11 protein-coding genes are annotated in these 16,892 nt (G+C 45.0%); 5 read left to right on the top strand and 6 right to left on the bottom strand.

What is annotated here, in order from left to right:
• Positions 1–5: 5 nt before the first annotated feature.
• Positions 6–3,896: an ATP-dependent RNA helicase HrpA gene (gene hrpA, locus ABD943_RS00965; RefSeq protein WP_345291330.1), complete on the bottom strand. Its 3,891-nt coding sequence runs from the start codon at positions 3,894–3,896 to the stop codon at positions 6–8.
• Positions 3,897–3,913: 17 nt separating this feature from the next.
• The gene (locus ABD943_RS00970) at positions 3,914–4,786 is read right to left on the bottom strand and encodes a hypothetical protein (RefSeq protein ID WP_345291331.1); all 873 of its coding nucleotides are present in this window, start codon (positions 4,784–4,786) and stop codon (positions 3,914–3,916) included.
• 173 nt (positions 4,787–4,959) lie between these two features.
• On the opposite strand from ABD943_RS00970, the gene ABD943_RS00975 reads away from it, so the two are divergent.
• Positions 4,960–7,374, top strand: coding sequence for an acyl-CoA dehydrogenase (locus ABD943_RS00975; protein ID WP_345291332.1), 2,415 nt, complete (start codon positions 4,960–4,962; stop codon positions 7,372–7,374).
• Between the two features lie 652 nt (positions 7,375–8,026).
• On the opposite strand, the gene ABD943_RS00980 is transcribed toward ABD943_RS00975, so the two are convergent.
• Positions 8,027–8,671, bottom strand: coding sequence for a site-2 protease family protein (locus ABD943_RS00980; protein WP_345291333.1), 645 nt, complete (start codon positions 8,669–8,671; stop codon positions 8,027–8,029).
• Positions 8,672–8,793: 122 nt separating this feature from the next.
• Here ABD943_RS00980 and ABD943_RS00985 point away from each other — a divergent pair, with 122 nt between their 5' ends.
• Both ABD943_RS00985 and ansA read left to right on the top strand, forming a co-directional pair.
• Positions 8,794–10,119 (top strand): amidohydrolase, encoded by a 1,326-nt coding sequence (locus ABD943_RS00985; RefSeq protein WP_345291334.1) that lies wholly within the window; start codon positions 8,794–8,796, stop codon positions 10,117–10,119.
• Positions 10,120–10,239: 120 nt separating this feature from the next.
• Positions 10,240–11,253: an asparaginase gene (gene ansA, locus ABD943_RS00990; RefSeq protein ID WP_345291335.1), complete on the top strand. Its 1,014-nt coding sequence runs from the start codon at positions 10,240–10,242 to the stop codon at positions 11,251–11,253.
• Here the strand turns inward: ansA and ABD943_RS00995 are convergent.
• Entirely contained in the window at positions 11,250–11,720 is a 471-nt protein-coding gene (locus tag ABD943_RS00995; RefSeq protein ID WP_345291336.1) for an OsmC family protein, read from the bottom strand. The two genes, ansA and ABD943_RS00995, sit on opposite strands and share 4 nt — an antisense overlap.
• A 73-nt stretch (positions 11,721–11,793) precedes the next feature.
• Positions 11,794–12,144 carry a YeaC family protein gene (locus tag ABD943_RS01000; protein ID WP_345291337.1) on the bottom strand — a complete coding sequence of 117 codons (351 nt, stop codon included), beginning with the start codon at positions 12,142–12,144 and terminating at the stop codon, positions 11,794–11,796.
• 192 nt (positions 12,145–12,336) lie between these two features.
• On the opposite strand from ABD943_RS01000, the gene ABD943_RS01005 reads away from it, so the two are divergent.
• Both ABD943_RS01005 and ABD943_RS01010 read left to right on the top strand, forming a co-directional pair.
• Complete coding sequence (locus ABD943_RS01005) at positions 12,337–13,542, top strand: cyclic di-GMP phosphodiesterase (protein ID WP_345291338.1); 1,206 nt, start codon at positions 12,337–12,339, stop codon at positions 13,540–13,542.
• Between the two features lie 131 nt (positions 13,543–13,673).
• Positions 13,674–15,554, top strand: a complete 1,881-nt coding sequence (locus ABD943_RS01010) for a cation:proton antiporter (RefSeq protein ID WP_345291339.1) — start codon at positions 13,674–13,676, stop codon at positions 15,552–15,554.
• Positions 15,555–15,557: 3 nt separating this feature from the next.
• Here the strand turns inward: ABD943_RS01010 and ABD943_RS01015 are convergent, their stop codons facing one another.
• Positions 15,558–16,889 carry a hypothetical protein gene (locus ABD943_RS01015; RefSeq protein ID WP_345291340.1) on the bottom strand — a complete coding sequence of 444 codons (1,332 nt, stop codon included), beginning with the start codon at positions 16,887–16,889 and terminating at the stop codon, positions 15,558–15,560.
• Positions 16,890–16,892: the final 3 nt, after the last annotated feature.

A 16,892-nucleotide genomic window follows, 5' to 3' on the forward strand; every position in this document is an offset into this window, starting at 1 on the left:
TGAGATTAAATATACTCTCTGTTTAGGTTATCAATAAATTTTTGTAAGCGCTTGTGTGATACTGGAAAGCGTGTCTTTTGCCCTTGAGCAAATAGCGAAATTCGATACTCCTGCAACATCCAGCCATACTCATCAACTTCAAACTGTGGAATTTTTGGATTATCTTCCAGGGCTTTCATTTCCTCGAGCCACGGTTGATACTGTTGCATCAACTGCATATCTTTAAGGGGGTTGTGCTTGATTCGCTCTAAGCGAAGATCAATCGCTTTAAGGTAGCGTTGATAATCTCTTACATGCTCCGCACCAAAGCGATAACAAAAACCCTCTTGGAACAGAAACTCAAGTTGCTCTTTAATATCATCGTAAGCGGCTTTAAAGTTCTTCCCAAGGGCCTTCGCTTCTGTCAGACATGAGTTTCGAGCTTTTAAACTTGAAACCAAGTTATCCAGTACTTTATTGGCGTTTGGAACGATCGTTTCTTTAACCGTTGAAAGCACTTCCTGGTAAGCCTGGTTGGTATAGGGTACAGCTGTTGAAACCTGATCTTTAACCACTGACATCATGACATCGTTAATCAAGTCCTCAGGAGCGTATAAGGAGGCGCAGGCCAACATCAATTGTTGCCGGTTATGATACTTTTTCTGCAAATAAGTAAAGGTTTTACTTTCTGACAAAGCTATCAAGCGACAGACACCACGGATATGAGTTTTTTCCGCTTGGCGCTTATTAACCACTGGGATGATTCGTACTTTATCCTGCGCGTCTTCTAACGCATGAAATACCGGAATATCAGTACCTGCTTCTTGCATCGTACCTTCTTTGACAAATTCTTCCGGCCATTCGGTATAAGTCACATTCTTAACTTTTTTAGACGGCTTGGAGCGAACCTTCGCGACTTTTTTAGGCTGCTCTTCTAGCGTTCGAGAACTGTAGAGTAACTTGCCCCCATCATTAACCACCTCAAAACGCATTAAAAAATGTTCAGGGAGGTTTAACTCTGACCATGCTTCCATCGGCAAAATCACACCAGTCATGGTGAACAGATGCTGGGTGATAATATCGACTAAACGCCCTTTGCTTTCCAACACCTTTTCATAACAAGCTTGCGCAAAAGTCGGGACTGGAACAAAATTTTTGCGGAAGCGTTTTGGCAATGAGCGTATTAAAAACTCAATCTTTTCTTCAAGAACTCCCGGAACCAAGCGCTCAAAGTCACCATCCGTAAACTGCCCTACTAACGATTGAGGCAAACGCACAGTCACCCCATCTTTTTCATGACCGGGCTCAAAGTGATATTTTAATGGCAGTTCAACACCTTTAACCTTGATCGACTCTGGATAGAGTCCTTTATCTTCTTGCTCTTGCGGTAATAACACATCGGCAGTGATACTGATCAACTGATTATGTTTGTCAGGATTTTTCTTAAGCCAATTGTTCAGAGTCTTTACGCTATTGATATGGTCCGGAAGTTTACGCTCAAACCATTCAACGATAAGGCTTTCATCAGCCCATAAATCAGCTTGACGTGCTTTCGCGACTTCTTGCTCGACCTCTTGTTTGACTTGAACATTGTGCCTGTGAAACGGTTGCTTCGAATCAAGATCTTGCCTGACTAGCGCGTGAAGAATAAACAGCTCACGGCACAACTCAGGCTCAATAGCGCTATAGTTAACGGTGCGATTGGTAACGATTTTAAGGCCAAGAAGTGTCTGCTGCATTTCAGCAACAACGGCTCCCCGGTTTTTACTCCAGTGCGGATCATAATAATGCGTTTTAATTAAATGACTGGCTAAGTGCTCTAACCAATTTGGTTCAATAGCTGAAGTCATTCGCGCATACGGCTGAGTCGTCTCGACAATCTCAAAAGTCATCAACCAAGCCGGCTGTTTCTTAAAGTTAGTCGACTGTGGATGCACCATAAATTTACTCTGGCGTGTTCCCTGATACCCTTTCTCGATATCTTTCTGTCCAATAAAACTCAATAGTCCGCTGAGCAATACCTGATGAAGGTTTTGGTAAAAAACAGGGTCATTCTGATCAAACTCCGCCGTTTGCCAGTCTTTTGGCCCTATTTTATTCTGACCATGTTTAGTCTGCTGTTGCACCAAACTTTTTAACTGGCGATAAGTACTTTTCCACTCACGATACGCATTAAAGTTGATTAACTCTTCGCCACAATAACGCCGGAACTGGCTATTGCTTAATTCCGCTTGCTGCTGATGCAGGTAGTTCCACAAGTTAATAATAGCGATAAAGTCTGACGTTTTATGGCTATATCTCGCATGCTTTTGTTGAGCTTGCTCTTTCTTGTCAAAGGGCCATTCACGAGGGTCTTTAACGGATAAAAATGCCGCCAATACCAAAGCGTAGTTTAGGAAATTTTTTTCCTGCCCCGCCAACAAAATACGAGCTAATCTAGGCTCTATCGGCAGACGAGCCATTTGGCGGCCAATTGAAGTCAGCTCCTTATCGCCGCCAATTGCCTGCAACTCATTCAACAACGTTAAACCATCACTGACCTGACGATCAGCGGGCGGATCGATAAACGGAAACGCGTCAATATCACCCAACTTTAGCTGCTTCATTTGTAAAATAACTGCCGCTAAATTGGTTCTTAAAATCTCAGCGTCGGTAAACTCTTGGCGGTCATTAAAATCTTCTTCACTGTACAAACGAATACAAATACCTTCAGCAACCCGGCCGCAGCGTCCTTTTCTTTGGTTAGCGCTTGCTTGTGACACCTTTTCAATCGGTAAGCGCTGAATTTTACTGCGAACGGAATAGCGACTCATGCGTGCAAGGCCAGGGTCAATCACATAGCGGATGCCCGGTACCGTGATCGAGGTCTCAGCAACATTAGTCGCAAGCACGATACGGCGCTTGCCACCAGAAGGCCGGAAAATCCGCTCCTGCTCAGACATGGATAGTCGCGCATAGAGCGGTAACACCTCACAGTTTTTAAACGCTTCTTTACGAAGATGTTTTGCTGTGTCTCGAATATCCGCTTCACCCGGTAAGAAAATCAAAATATCACCGGGTCCATGAGCCATGATTTCCTCTACAGCATGACCGATGTGATCCGTTTGCGGTAAGGGGTTTTCTTCATCGTTTGGACGATACCAGACATCAACAGGGTACGTTCTACCGCTAATCTCCAACACAGGAGCAGGCCTACCATCAAGTTTAAAGTGCTCAGAAAACCGCTGAACATCGATTGTTGCCGAAGTAATAATGATTTTAAGATCGGACCGCTTAGCCACTAATCGCTTTAAGTAGCCCAGCAAAAAATCAATATTAAGGCTTCGCTCGTGCGCCTCATCAATGATGATGGCGTTATATTGTAGTAACAAAGGATCGTGGATGATTTCATTCAACAAGACACCGTCAGTCATGACTTTTACCGGTGTCACAGCATTGGTTTGATCATTAAACCGAATGTTGTAACCAATGACTTGACCGATATCGCTTTTCAGCTCTTCCGCAATCCGTCTCGACACGCTGGTCGCGGCAACGCGTCGTGGCTGGGTATGGCCAATGCGGCCTCTGCGCCCCAACCCCAGCTCTAAACATATTTTCGGCAGCTGAGTGGTTTTACCGGAGCCAGTTTCCCCCGCAATGACGACTATCTGATGCTCTTTAATTAACTGGGCAACTTTGTCTCGCGACTGTGAAACCGGTAATGCATCTTCATACTCAATAACCTGCGGAATGATCGCGTGACGCTGGCTTACTATTTTGGATGAATCGTGCAGCAAGCGCTCCAGCTTGCCCTCAAGTTTGGTCGCAGGCAAGTTCTGTTGAGTACGCTTTTTGATGGCTTGTTGGAGGTTTTTAATAGCCGAAAGATCGCTCAATAAGCAATCCTTCAGATCAATAGCCGAATTCGGTTTAGACATAAAGTGAGTATATCGTATTAGTTGGTTGTCGAGTCCCAGAAGGCGTCTACAGCCCGAAGTTCGCCGAGATAATCAGCCACAGGACGGTAAAAGTCTTTATCCTCCCAGTAGCCCGTATGGCACGCAGGATTCCATGAAGTAGCAGCACTACCAACGTTAATTTCGAAGTCCTCCGTCACCACATCGCTGTAGGACTCGCTGATATTTTTCATGGGATAAGCCACGACGTCGTCTTTATCGTAAAAGTTGAGCCATTTGGCATGTTCAATCAACGCAGGATTCAGTTCCGCCCCCACTTTATTGATGGGGCTGGGTAAACGCTCGGTTAAGCTGTCATAAATGGCCAAAGGACTTCCGCAAGTGATTAAACCCGCAAGCGTTCGAAAACTCTCAACATGGCTCAGCTGACTGAACTTATCAGAACCTTTAGCTTGATTGATGTCTTGGATATAGTGGGACATGATGACAGAGCCGAATGAGTGCGCCAGCAATACAACCGGCGTCGAGTCAGGATTGACATGCCTGTGAGTCGCCAACTTTTTCATGCTCTGCCCTATCCGCTCATGAATCGCTTGATACAAGCCGCTCTCAGAATCACGATCATACGCAAGCCCCAGATTCATATAGTCGATAAACAACTGTCTCATCGAGGTATAAGTTAACTCATTGCGGTAGTCGAGTCTCTGCAACAAATCATCATTGATCTGCTGCAACAAGTCGCCCCAATAGATCTCATGAAATAACAAATCATCTTCGCGACGGTGCTTAGCATCCCCTCTTAGTCTTTCTCCCTTGAGATAGCGCTCGACCACACGGTGCTTAAATTCCGTAGAATAATGCTTATCTTCCGAGCCAATACCGTGGATTATTGCCACCGCTATACGCTTCATCTATCCGTTACCCCATAAACCTTAACAAAACCCTGATATACTCTAATAAATAGCCAAGCACATCAAGTCTTTACGGCACATTTGTATCATTTGCTTTCCGCCGTCATAATTCGCTTCAACTGGTACGAGCAGTTATGTTAGACTGGTATAAGTTAAATATTAAAGGGGTTGCTATGTTAACAATAATATTACTTCTGGCCTTGATGGGTGCACTTTACCATCGAGCAAGCCTTAAAGTCACAAGCCTAGTATTGGCAGCGATTTTAGTGGCTTGGAGCGCTTATGACGGTATTCCATACGTACACTGGATTCTCTTCTTGGCCATTTTCGTGCCACTGAATCTAACCTTTGTGCGTCGCAAACTTTCAGCAAGACTGCTGGATGTCTTTAAAGGCATCATGCCGCGTATCTCTGATACAGAGCAAGAAGCGCTGGATGCGGGCACAGTATGGTGGGAAGCTGAAATGTTTGGCGGTAAGCCAAACTGGAAACGATTCCATAACTTCCAGAAAGCAACGCTATCCAAGGAAGAGCAAGAGTTTATCGAGGGGCCTCTTGAGGAACTGTGCAGCATGATTAATGACTGGCAGATTACTCATATCGACCGCGACCTGCCGCCTGAAGTTTGGAACTTCATTAAAGAGAAAGGTTTCTTTAGCTTTATTATTCCAAAAGAATACGGTGGTTTAGGCTTTTCGTCTTACGCCCAGTCTCGTGTATTAACCAAGATCAACTCGCTAAGCGCAACCGCAGGCAGTATCGTTTCAGTACCTAACTCGCTTGGCCCAGCTGAACTGTTAATGCACTACGGTACGCAAGAACAGCGCGATCATTATTTGCCGCGTTTAGCCAAGGGTGAAGACGTTCCTTGTTTCGCCTTAACAGCGATTGAAGCCGGTTCTGACGCTGGCGGCATTCCTGATAAAGGTGTGATCTGTAAAGGTCAATGGAACGGCAAAGAAGTTGTGGGTATGAAGTTAACTTGGAACAAGCGTTATATCACGCTAGCCCCAGTCGCCTCATTGCTCGGTTTAGCTTTTAAGCTGTATGACCCTGAAGGTTTACTCGGCGACAAAGAAGATTTAGGCATTACCTGTGCCTTAATCCCAACCGATACGGATGGCGTTGAAATCGGACGTCGCCACTATCCTTTAAGCACACCATTCCAAAATGGCCCGACAACCGGCAAAGATGTTTTTGTACCATTAGATTACATCATCGGTGGCCCTGACAATGCAGGCAAAGGGTGGAGAATGTTGGTCGACTGCCTATCAGCAGGTCGAGCAATTTCATTACCATCTAGTGCCAATGGCGGCGTCAAAATGGCCTCTTATACCACAGGCGCTTACGCACGTATTCGTCGACAGTTCAACGTGCCAGTGGGATATATGGAAGGCGTGATGGAAGCCTTGGCTCGTATCGCGGGCAAAACCTATATGGTTGACTCCATGTTAACCTTTACTGCGTCGGGTATCGATAGTGGTGAAAAGCCATCGGTCGCATCAGCTATCGTAAAGTGCCACACCACTGCCCTTGCCCGTGATGTTGCTTGCGATGGTATGGATGTGCATGGCGGTAAAGCCGTGATGATGGGGCCGAAAAACTACATGGCTCGTGCCTACCAAGGCGCGCCAATCTCCATTACGGTTGAAGGTGCGAATATCCTAACCCGAAGCTTAATTATCTATGGTCAGGGCTCAATCCGATGCCACCCTTATGTGTTAAAAGAAATTCAAGCAACACAAAACGAAAACCGCAAAGAAGCGATAAAGGACTTTGATAAGGCCTTATTCAGCCACGTCGGTTTCGCCATGAGTAATAAGATTCGTACGTTCTGGTTAGGCTTAACCGCAAGCTTGTTGGTTAAAAAACCGCAATCAGATTTCACCGGTCGTTACTATCAGCGCATCACTCGTTTTTCCAGCGCACTAGCGTTCCTGTCAGACGTCACCATGGGTGTCTTAGGCGGAGAACTTAAACGTCGCGAAATGATCTCAGGCCGCCTAGGCGACATGCTGAGCAATCTTTATATCGCTTCGTCGGTCTTAAAGATGTACCACGACAAAGGACGCCCTGAGCACGATAAAGAAATTGTTCAGTGGTCGTTAGAACACTGCCTGTACGAAACACAAATGGCGGCAGACGGTGTGTTGAAAAACTTCCCGATCGGCTGGCTAGGAAAAGCGCTTCGTATCGTCGTGTTCCCGCTTGGCTTACCATTGTCGCCACCGTCGGACAAACTCAGTCGCAAGCTTGCTCGTCAGCTACAAGAGCCACAAGCAATGCGCGAAGAGTTAACTCACGGCGCTTTCAAGTCTGAATCCGAAGGCAGCAACCTGTATAAAGTCGACAAAGCACTTCGCCTACAGCTTGAAATGGAGCCTATTGTTAAGAAATTCTCACAAGCACTCGGTAAACGTGCCGGTAATCACCAAGTCGTGCCATTCGCCAAAGAAGCGCTCGACGCAGGCCACATTACCCAAGACGAATACCAATTAGTGTTAGATGCAGAAGAAGCTCGACTCGAAGTTATTAATGTCGACGACTTCGCCCCAGAAGAAATGAAGCATCACTTGTCGGAGAACTAAAGTAATACCCGCGGTGGGCTAAGCTAAGCCCACCCTACTGACTTGTACGATCGTCATTCCCACGGAAGTGGGAATCTTGATATCAACAGATCCCCGCCTTCGCGGGGATGACATAGTTGCCGTTTACTGAAAAGTAAGCGGCATTTTTTTATTCATTAATCCTTTAACCATGATTTTCGATTGTCATCGAGTCCCTTTTCTTATCTGGCTAAGAAAAGGAACCAAAAGAATGCCACCCCGTCGTTAGGCCTTTCAGGCTTCCTTCGCTCCCAAAAGTTACTGACGCGCCGTCAAACTCAACATCCTGTTTCGTTTTGACTAAATTTGGCTGTCCTTGCCAAATTTGCGCTATAACTTTTTATCACTCAGCTAACTCCAAGGGGAAATAATAAACTTTCAGGCAACTTTATGCCCTTATATTGAGCTAGATTCATATCAAAATATAGCAATTAAAATCTGGATGATTTTAATAAGAGTTTTCAGCACAGGGAAGTGCTGTAAACTCTGGTGCGTTGAATATTTTGAGAGGAAGCTAGGAAGTCATGCTTGCATGACCTCAATATAGGGTGGTCTTCTCTTTGGTTACTTTCTCTTAACCACGTAAGAGAAAGTAACTCGCTGAAAGAGCGAAATACAATAGTGAAATGAAGTATCAAACAAAAAAATTAATCCACCCCGACATGGTCTGTGCAGCACTCCATAAAAAACTAAACACTGGAACACCCAAAATACTGAGTACAACGAGCCCTAAGAAAAAGAAGGTGCCGTATTTGCCATTCCATTGGTGATACTTATACTTCATCGACTTTGGTAATAGCCATTCCATAACGTAATGTCCGTCAAGCGGACCAATGGGTAATAAATTAAACAGCATCAGAAGTATATTGATCAATGCTAAGAAGGATAGCGAGGTTTGTGCGACGTTAGACTGTAGAGCACCGATATCAAAGACGTAAGCCGCAGCCTGGAGGTTAACCGCGATCAAGGCGATAAGAAAGTTCATCAAAGGCCCAGCCGCCGCTACCGCAGCTCCCGCCCAAGTCGTTTTCAGTTTTCGATGCGTCACTGGTACGGGCTTGGCATAACCAAAGCCGATTAATACCACAAATAACAGCCCCATCGGGTCAATGTGGTTGATGGGATTTAAGTTTAAACGCCCCATTTTTTCTGCCGTATCATCGCCAAGAAGCTTCGCCGAATAGGCATGACCGAATTCGTGAAGCGTTAATGAAAAGATGATAACGAATAAAACAATCGCGAAAATGGCGTAATGGCCATTGGTAAGTAATGGAAGCATGTGCTTTCTCTAAAAGTTAGATATGTGCAATTTAGGGACTTTACCACCGATTTACAAGTCCAGCCGAGGTTTGCAATATTCCAACAAAGGCTGTAAAAGTAATAAAAAATAGGGGAAATATTATGAAACAGACATTATTGGGCTTGCTAATGATGGCATTGCTTCAACCCATCAGCTATGCCGACACGCATGACACAAAAAATCAGAAAATCGATCAAAGCGCCGACGCTCTAGAGCAGAAAGTCATTGATTGGCGTCGTCACCTCCACCAAAACCCAGAGCTGGGTAATCGCGAATTTGAGACCAGTAAATATATTGCTACACACTTGAAAGCACTCGGATTAGAGGTGCAAACAGGTGTAGCGCACACTGGGGTTGTCGCTGTGTTAAAAGGCGGAAGCCCTGGGCCTGTGGTCGCTTTAAGAGCCGACATGGACGCTCTCCCCGTTAAAGAACGTGTCGACCTGCCCTTTGCGTCAAAAGCAACTGGTGAATATATGGGCAAAGAGGTTCCTGTGATGCATGCCTGTGGTCACGATACGCATGTAGCCATTTTAATGGGTGTTGCAGAAATTTTATCAGGCATGAAAGACGAGCTACCTGGGAGCGTGAAGTTTATTTTCCAACCCGCAGAGGAAGGCCCTCCCCCGGGTGAAGAAGGCGGCGCTGAGCTGATGGTTAAACAAGACGTTCTTAAAAACCCTGACGTTGACGTGATCTTCGGATTGCATATCTCAGCCGGAACTGACGTCGGTAAAATTAATATTCGAAAAGAAGGCATCATGGCCAGCTCTGATGACTTTAAAATTACCATTGATGGTAAGCAAGCTCATGGCTCAACCCCTTGGGACTCTGTCGATCCGATTGTTACAGCGTCGCAAATCATCAATAGCTTACAAACCATTGTCAGCCGTCATATGCCACTAACGCAGCAGGCGTCAGTAGTCACCGTTGGCTCTATACATGGCGGCGTTCGCTCAAACATTATTCCTGAAAAAGTTGAAATGCTCGGGACTATTCGCACGCTCAGTGAAACTGATCGCACGAGAATTCACGAACTAGTACGCAAGAAAGCAACCGCCGTCGGTGAAAGCATGGGCGCCACAGTCACTGTTGATTTACCCTTCTCTTCGGCCTACCCAGTGACCTATAACAACCCTGCATTAACTGATGAAATGATGCCGACATTAGAAGCTGTAGCCGGTGCTGACAATATTCAAATCATTAACCCCATTACTGGCGCTGAAGACTTTTCATTTTATGCACGAGAAGTTCCTGGAGTCTTTTTCTTTTTAGGCGGTAAGCCTAAAGGTCTCCCCGCCTCGGAAGCTGCTCCGCACCATACGCCAGACTTTTATATTGATGAGTCAGGCTTAAAGCTTGGCGTAAAAGCCCTTTCGCGCTTGGCGGTTGATTATATGGAAGCGCATGCGAAGGATAAGAAGTAAGCGCCGTTTTAGGTATTAATAACTCCTTCAACCAGCAGAGATAAAGGCTTTTTATCTCTGCTGCATACCGTTATACTTTCCAGCCAAAGAATTGAGTCAAGCGAATGATTGGTAGTTGAGATGGCAAAGAAGAAAGTCTACATCGCATACACTGGCGGTACCATTGGGATGAAACCCAGTGACCAAGGTTTTGTGCCACAAAAAGGCTTTCTTGGTGCGACCCTAAAAAGCTTTCCTGAGTTTCAGCACCCCGAAATGCCAGACATCACCATCCATGATTACGCCGAGCCCATTGACTCAGCTAATATGTCGCCCGAGGACTGGCATCACATTGCTGAAGATATTGAACGCAATTACGACGATTACGATGGTTTTGTGGTACTGCATGGCACTGATACGATGGCCTACACGGCCTCAGCATTATCATTCATGTTAGAGGGCTTGCAAAAGCCGGTGATTTTTACAGGTTCACAAATTCCTCTAACTCAGTTAAGAACGGACGCGCGTGATAATTTAATCAATGCAGTTTACTTGGCAGCGAATTACCCTATTCCTGAAGTCAGTTTATTCTTTCATGATCACTTGCATCGTGGAAATCGCACGATTAAGACTGATGCGGATGGTTTTGCAGCATTTAGCTCACCGAATATGCCGCCGTTGGCCAGCATCGGTAGCACCATCAAGGTTCGCGAACACCTCGTTTGGCAGCGCAAACATAAAGAGCTGACCGTTAGACGCTTCAGTTCGCCCAAAATTGCGATTCTGACATTATTCCCTGGAATTTCTGATGACTTAGTCAGAGACTTCCTGGCACAAGATCTAGATGGCGTCGTATTGCAGAGTTTTGGCGCAGGTAATGCACCAGTGAATAACAAGCCTTTGATGCAAGCCATCGATAATGCCACCAGCCAAGGTAAAGTTATAGTGAACTGTACTCAGTGCCTAAAAGGCTCCGTCAATATGAGCACTTATGAAACGGGCCAAGTTCTAATGGATGCTGGGGTAACGTCTGGTTTTGATATGACGACCGAAGCCGCGCTTGCAAAGCTATACTATTTATTTAGCCGAGGGCTTGATGCCGATACTATCCGTGACAATATGGTGATCAGCTTACGCGGGGAGTTAACTAACTAACACTCCGTACGAATATCGATAACTACCTTCGTTTTTACCGAGTTAGCAATAAAACAAAGTTCGTGTGCCTGATGATGTATTTTTTCGATTTGGTCTAAACTAGGTACTTTATTGCCGGAAAACCTCACATAAGGGCGAAGTGTCACTGTCTCAACAAAAGCTCTGCCTTGCTCATCTTCCCCCATCACGCCAATAGCATCGTCTTCATAACTATCGACTATGAGTCGCTTTTTCGCTGCAATCGACAAAAAGAATAGCATATGACAGCTCGATAGTGATGCGACAAAAGCTTCTTCCGGATCAACGTTGGCTTCAACCGAATACGGCAGCGGCACGATATGAGGCGATGAAGAAGCTTCGACAGTTGCCCCTCCATCAAAGTGCCATTGATGGCCACGGCTGTATTGATTATTGATGAATGCTTGATCACCGCGTGACCAGCTTATATGCGCAAAATGCTGTCCCATATCAATCACACCACTCGAAAAAACATTTTGTAGACCACCGCATATATACTAAAGCTGCGACACATACCCAACGTTAATGCGTATTTTTACCTGGAATAATCATCGATGGGTCGATGACAAAAGAGTCTTTGGACTGGCGCTCATTGGCTGACTGTCCAGGATAAGCATCACGCATCTTTTTGCCTGTCACCAAGTCACCGTCTTTGGTCACGGTAAAAGGCTCAGCATCATCATTCGTTTGGCTCGCTTTATACATCATGATGGCTTGGATACAGGTTTCTTTTTGTTGTTCAGTCAAAGCCGTACCGTCAGGCCATTTCCCCGTCTCCACAGCATCAGAAAAGCGCTCGATCATGTCTGGGGTTAATGTTTTGATAAGTTGCGAAAAGTCCATAGCAGGATAAAAGAAGTCAAGATGACGCAATTATGCAGCGTTTCGCTGAAGTTTTCCAGTGTGAATGACTCTTCTTTACTTCCTCCCTATCAATAATAAAACGTAAAGTCTTCATGAACTTAGCGACTTCTACCTCTATTGCTTCACACTGATTATGTGATATAGTTAACAATATATAGCTGTATCTTGATGTACCACTGGGGAATTCCACTAAGGTTATCTATGTCATTGATCAAGGTCAAAGTACCTACCGATTCTATTGATATTGGAATGTTTGTCGTTGAACTCGACAGACCGTGGACTGATGTGCCCTTACCTTTCCAGAAGTTCGAAATTTCTACAGAGCGAGAAATCAAGGTACTGAGCGAATACTGTAAATACGTTTATATCGAAATAGATGCCTTCCTATGGCAGAAGAAAAAACAACAGCTTGCAAACAAGTCTTCAACGAGTACTTTACCTGAAAACACCCCAATTCATCACGAGTTGCCTCGAGCATCGAGTACTTTCCAATCGGCCAAAGAGTTCGTCATAGAATTATTTGAGTCGACAAAGTTGGGCTTAGACTTGGATTTAGAGCAAAGTAAACAAGTCATCAATAACTGTATTACCAGTATTCTCTCGAATGCTAATGCCTTATTCTGGCTAACTCGAATTAAAGATCGCACCCACTATACCGCAGAGCACAGCTTAAGAGTGTCCATATTAGCCATTGCTTTTGGAAACTACCTTAAGATGGATCGAAAGCAGCTCGAGTTGCTGGGGCTGTGTGGCCTGCTTCATGATTTAGGTCAAACTCAAATACCTGAAGATATCGTCAAAAAGGCTGGGCCTTTAAACGAAGCAGAGTATCGCGTTATGCAGAAACACAGTTTGTTGGGACATGAACTGGTGATTCATGATCAAACGATCGACTCAGCGGTTAAAGATGTTATCTTAAATCATCACATCCATTATGATGGCAAAGGCTACCCTAAAGGGTTAGCTGGAAACTCTCTCAGTAAATTTTGTCGTATGGTTAGTATCATTGATGCTTATGACTCAATCACTAGCGAGAGTCCTTTCAAACTCAGCCGTTCTCCTCGTGAAGCTTTAAAAATACTCTTCGATCAACGTGATAAACAATTTGATGGCAAATTAGTCGGCAAGTTTATCCAAATGATGGGGATTTACCCACCTGGCAGCTTGGTTCGAATGGCTAATGGCGAAGTCGGGATTGTCATATCAACCGACAGTAAGCATAAATTACAACCTAAAGTTGAGTTGGTTCAGGATGATAATGGTCGCCTCAAGCGCTCTATTATTATTGACTTAAAGCGCCAGCCCAAAGATGCTAATGGCGAACCTTACAAAATAGCTGCCTCCCTACCTGATGGCTCGATGGGCTTCGATATGCGCCAGTATATCCAAACCACCCATCAGTGCTAACCTCTAGATTTTTTGTAAAATTTAAGCTTTTACTGGACAGTAAGCAGCTTGTCTATCATCATATAACACATTGAAAAAACATCTCATTCGTTGAATAACACCATTCTAAACGGACTACCCAACTCGACATTATGCAGACACTTGACTTAGCCCTTATTTTAACTGGAATTCTTGCCTTAGGTATTGGCGCTCAATGGCTCGCCTGGTACTTAAAGCAGCCTTCAATTTTATTCTTATTATTAATAGGAATTTTGATTGGTCCAATTCTTGGTTTTTTTAACCCTGATGAAACTTTAGGCGATCTACTGTTCCCATTTATTTCATTAGGCGTTGCGGTTATCCTCTTTGAAGGCTCCTTAACCCTCGAATTTCATGAGGTAAAAAGTCATGGCCGGGTGGTTCAGATGCTGGTCTCTGTTGGCGTTTTGGTCACTATCATCATTGTCTCGATAGCCGCTTACTTCCTGTTCGACATGGATCCTAAAATCGCGATTCTTTTCGGTGCTTTAGTCTGTGTAACAGGACCTACTGTTATTGTGCCCATTTTGCGCAGCGTTAGACCGAATAAGAACATTAGTAATATTCTTCGTTGGGAAGGTATTATCATCGACCCCATCGGTGCTATCGCGGTTGTTTTGGTTTACGAGTACATTATTTCAGGTGGCTCAGGCGACCACGCCCTGCTGGTCTTTGGTAAGATTCTGCTGGTCAGTACGCTGATTGGAATGTTTGGCGCTTACTTGCTGGCACAACTATTCAAGCGCCACTTAATCCCCGAGTATTTACGCAATGTTTTTGCACTCGCTTACGTACTATTGCTGTTTGCCATTTCTAACCATATTGAACACGAGTCGGGCTTATTAACGGTCACCATATTAGGTGTCGCTCTAGCCAACTGGCCCAAGTTCGAGAAAGACGACCTGCTCGACTTTAAAGAATCTCTGTCGTTACTCCTGATTTCAGTGTTGTTCATCGTGCTTGCTGCACGCTTGGATTTAGACAGCTTGTTAAGCATTGGTATTCCGAGCCTTATTCTATTAGCTGTTGTTATGTTTGTGGCACGTCCTGTGTCGGTCTGGGCTTCCAGTATTGGCTCAAAACTTAAACTCAACGAAAAGCTAATGATCTGCTGGATTGGCCCGCGCGGTATCGTTGCTGCGGCTATTTCATCGCTCTTTGCTATTAAGTTAGCAGAGTATGATTTAGCCGGTACTGAGTACCTTGTTCCTTTGGTATTTGTCATTATTATTGGTACTGTTTTGATTCAAAGCCTTGGCGCTAAACCGATAGGAAACTTGCTCAAGGTTCGAGAAGCCTCCGACAATGGCGTGTTAATTATTGGTAGTAATCCTGTCGCCCTAAAAGTCGCTCGTTCGTTACGAGACTCTGGATTTGATGTAGTGATGGCGCATAACAACTACACCAATATTTCTCGTGCTCGCATGGAAGGAGTTAAAACCTACTTTGGCAACCCAGTCTCTGATCATGCCGATAGAAACCTTGACTTGATTGGCTACGGTCATCTATTCGCCATGAGCATGGATAGAGAATTAAACACCTTGTGTGAAATCAACTACCGCCATGCTTTTGGTAAGCAAAATATTTATCGCTTACGTTATAACGATGACAGTAGTAAAAAAAATGAACGTCAAGAGCGTACTGATTACTGGCAGTCGGCCTGGTTATTTGGTGAAGGGATCAACTACGGCAAATTGGCCAGCATGATTGCGAATAACGCCAAAGTTAAAATCACCAACATCACCGATAATTATAGTTACGAGCAATACCGCGAAGACAACAAGAACTATATTGCGCTGTACATGATTGATAAAAATGGTTCTTTAAAAGTCTTCTCCTCGAATACTGGTGAGAATATCCCGAGCGGTACTAAAATTATCGCTTTGGTTCATGATCCAGAGAATAAGAAAAATATTCCGAATGACAACCCGGCCAACAAAGGGCAGAAAAAGTTAAAAACGCTAGCCGATAAAGAAAGAAAGATCGACGACTAGAGGTTAGTAACCATCCGCAAAAAGGACCGTTTGAACACCTTGAACGGTCCAATCACTTCGCCCACCGTTCGCTAGCGGCATAAGCTTATACCGGCGCTGCCCCTTTGCGTCTTTGGACGTATTAAGAACTTGGACCATTTGTTGTACCAATTGGCTTGCGGCGATTTGTGAACGCCATGAGCGATAGCCCTCTGGCCATTCCAGCGTATATTGTCTTGGACGAGTACCACCATAGCCCGGCACAGTACCAATATGTTTAAATCGATCGCCTAATTCTTCAACGCCCGCTTCGGCAAGCAAAAAGTCCAATCTTGAAATTATGGAACTTGCCACTCGACTACACCACCAAACCATAGGCAGCCGCCCAGCTTCTTGATCTAAGTGCGACGTTGCCGCTGATGCTAAAAAAGACCAACCGCTGTTCATCTTGGCATCTGAGTTAAACTCTTGCCGTAAGGCCGACTCAATAACCTTGTGAACATTATCCAACGTCACGCCTTTTTGCGGTGTGCCACTAACGTCAAATAATTCTACCGCGGTCTTAACCGCCATTTCACGCCACTCCTTGTCCCAAGGTACACTGCCCCAAGTTGCTGCCGAGTCAACGGTTTTAGCCAACTCAGTCGCTCGATAATACAGAGGGTCGATTGCAGCATGATATAAAGCATAGCCAATACGAGGTTTTGGCCAGAAAAAACTGATCAAGCGATCTTGCCAGCCTGCGACCGCATCGCCTGCTGGTTGCTTCAAGTAAACGGGTTGAAATGGGGCATCATCGATCCATTGAACCAGAGCCTTGATAAACTCTTCATCACTCGCATCGGCGCTAGGCACGTAAGGTGGATAAGTATCCTCGCCTATCATCTCAATCCCTTGGTCGTCGAGCACCACAGGATCGCTCGTTGGAGCCTCGATATCCGCTTGTACCCTCGCCTCAGCGTAATTCATGAAGTCATCTTGAACAGCAAAAGCTAGGCTGTCCCAGTAAGCAACCGCATGCTCTGTAAGACACACGGCCGCCACATCATGACCGCTTTCATCACTAATAGAAGTCAACTCTATCCACTTGGCGTATTGTTCAACGAAATGCTGACTGACTTGTGAAGCATCGCGATAAGCCCAAGGCACCATCATCCGCCCTAGCATTTCGAGACTGAAACGTTTCCGCTGACGAATTAACTCACTTAATGAGTCCGTGCTATCACCGAGTGGCATTTTACCGAACTTCCACTGCTGAGGATGTTCAGAAAAGCGTTTAAACCAAACTTTCCAGCCAGCAATAAACATGGTGGGCGTAATGGAAAAGTTGTCTGCGTGCTCAAAATTGATGTTCATACA

The sequence above is a fragment of the Kangiella marina genome, from assembly GCF_039541235.1.
Classification (GTDB): Bacteria; Pseudomonadota; Gammaproteobacteria; order Enterobacterales; family Kangiellaceae; genus Kangiella; species Kangiella marina.

What these genes read in the sequence shown, in the direction of transcription:
- hrpA (WP_345291330.1), bottom strand. Translation starts at nt 3,896, where the DNA reads ATGTCTAAACCGAATTCGGCTATTGATCTGAAGGATTGCTTATTGAGC.
- ABD943_RS00970 (WP_345291331.1), bottom strand. Translation starts at nt 4,786, where the DNA reads ATGAAGCGTATAGCGGTGGCAATAATCCACGGTATTGGCTCGGAAGAT.
- ABD943_RS00975 (WP_345291332.1), top strand. Translation starts at nt 4,960, where the DNA reads ATGTTAACAATAATATTACTTCTGGCCTTGATGGGTGCACTTTACCAT.
- ABD943_RS00980 (WP_345291333.1), bottom strand. Translation starts at nt 8,671, where the DNA reads ATGCTTCCATTACTTACCAATGGCCATTACGCCATTTTCGCGATTGTT.
- ABD943_RS00985 (WP_345291334.1), top strand. Translation starts at nt 8,794, where the DNA reads ATGAAACAGACATTATTGGGCTTGCTAATGATGGCATTGCTTCAACCC.
- ansA (WP_345291335.1), top strand. Translation starts at nt 10,240, where the DNA reads ATGGCAAAGAAGAAAGTCTACATCGCATACACTGGCGGTACCATTGGG.
- ABD943_RS00995 (WP_345291336.1), bottom strand. Translation starts at nt 11,720, where the DNA reads ATGGGACAGCATTTTGCGCATATAAGCTGGTCACGCGGTGATCAAGCA.
- ABD943_RS01005 (WP_345291338.1), top strand. Translation starts at nt 12,337, where the DNA reads ATGTCATTGATCAAGGTCAAAGTACCTACCGATTCTATTGATATTGGA.
- ABD943_RS01010 (WP_345291339.1), top strand. Translation starts at nt 13,674, where the DNA reads ATGCAGACACTTGACTTAGCCCTTATTTTAACTGGAATTCTTGCCTTA.
- ABD943_RS01015 (WP_345291340.1), bottom strand. Translation starts at nt 16,889, where the DNA reads ATGAACATCAATTTTGAGCACGCAGACAACTTTTCCATTACGCCCACC.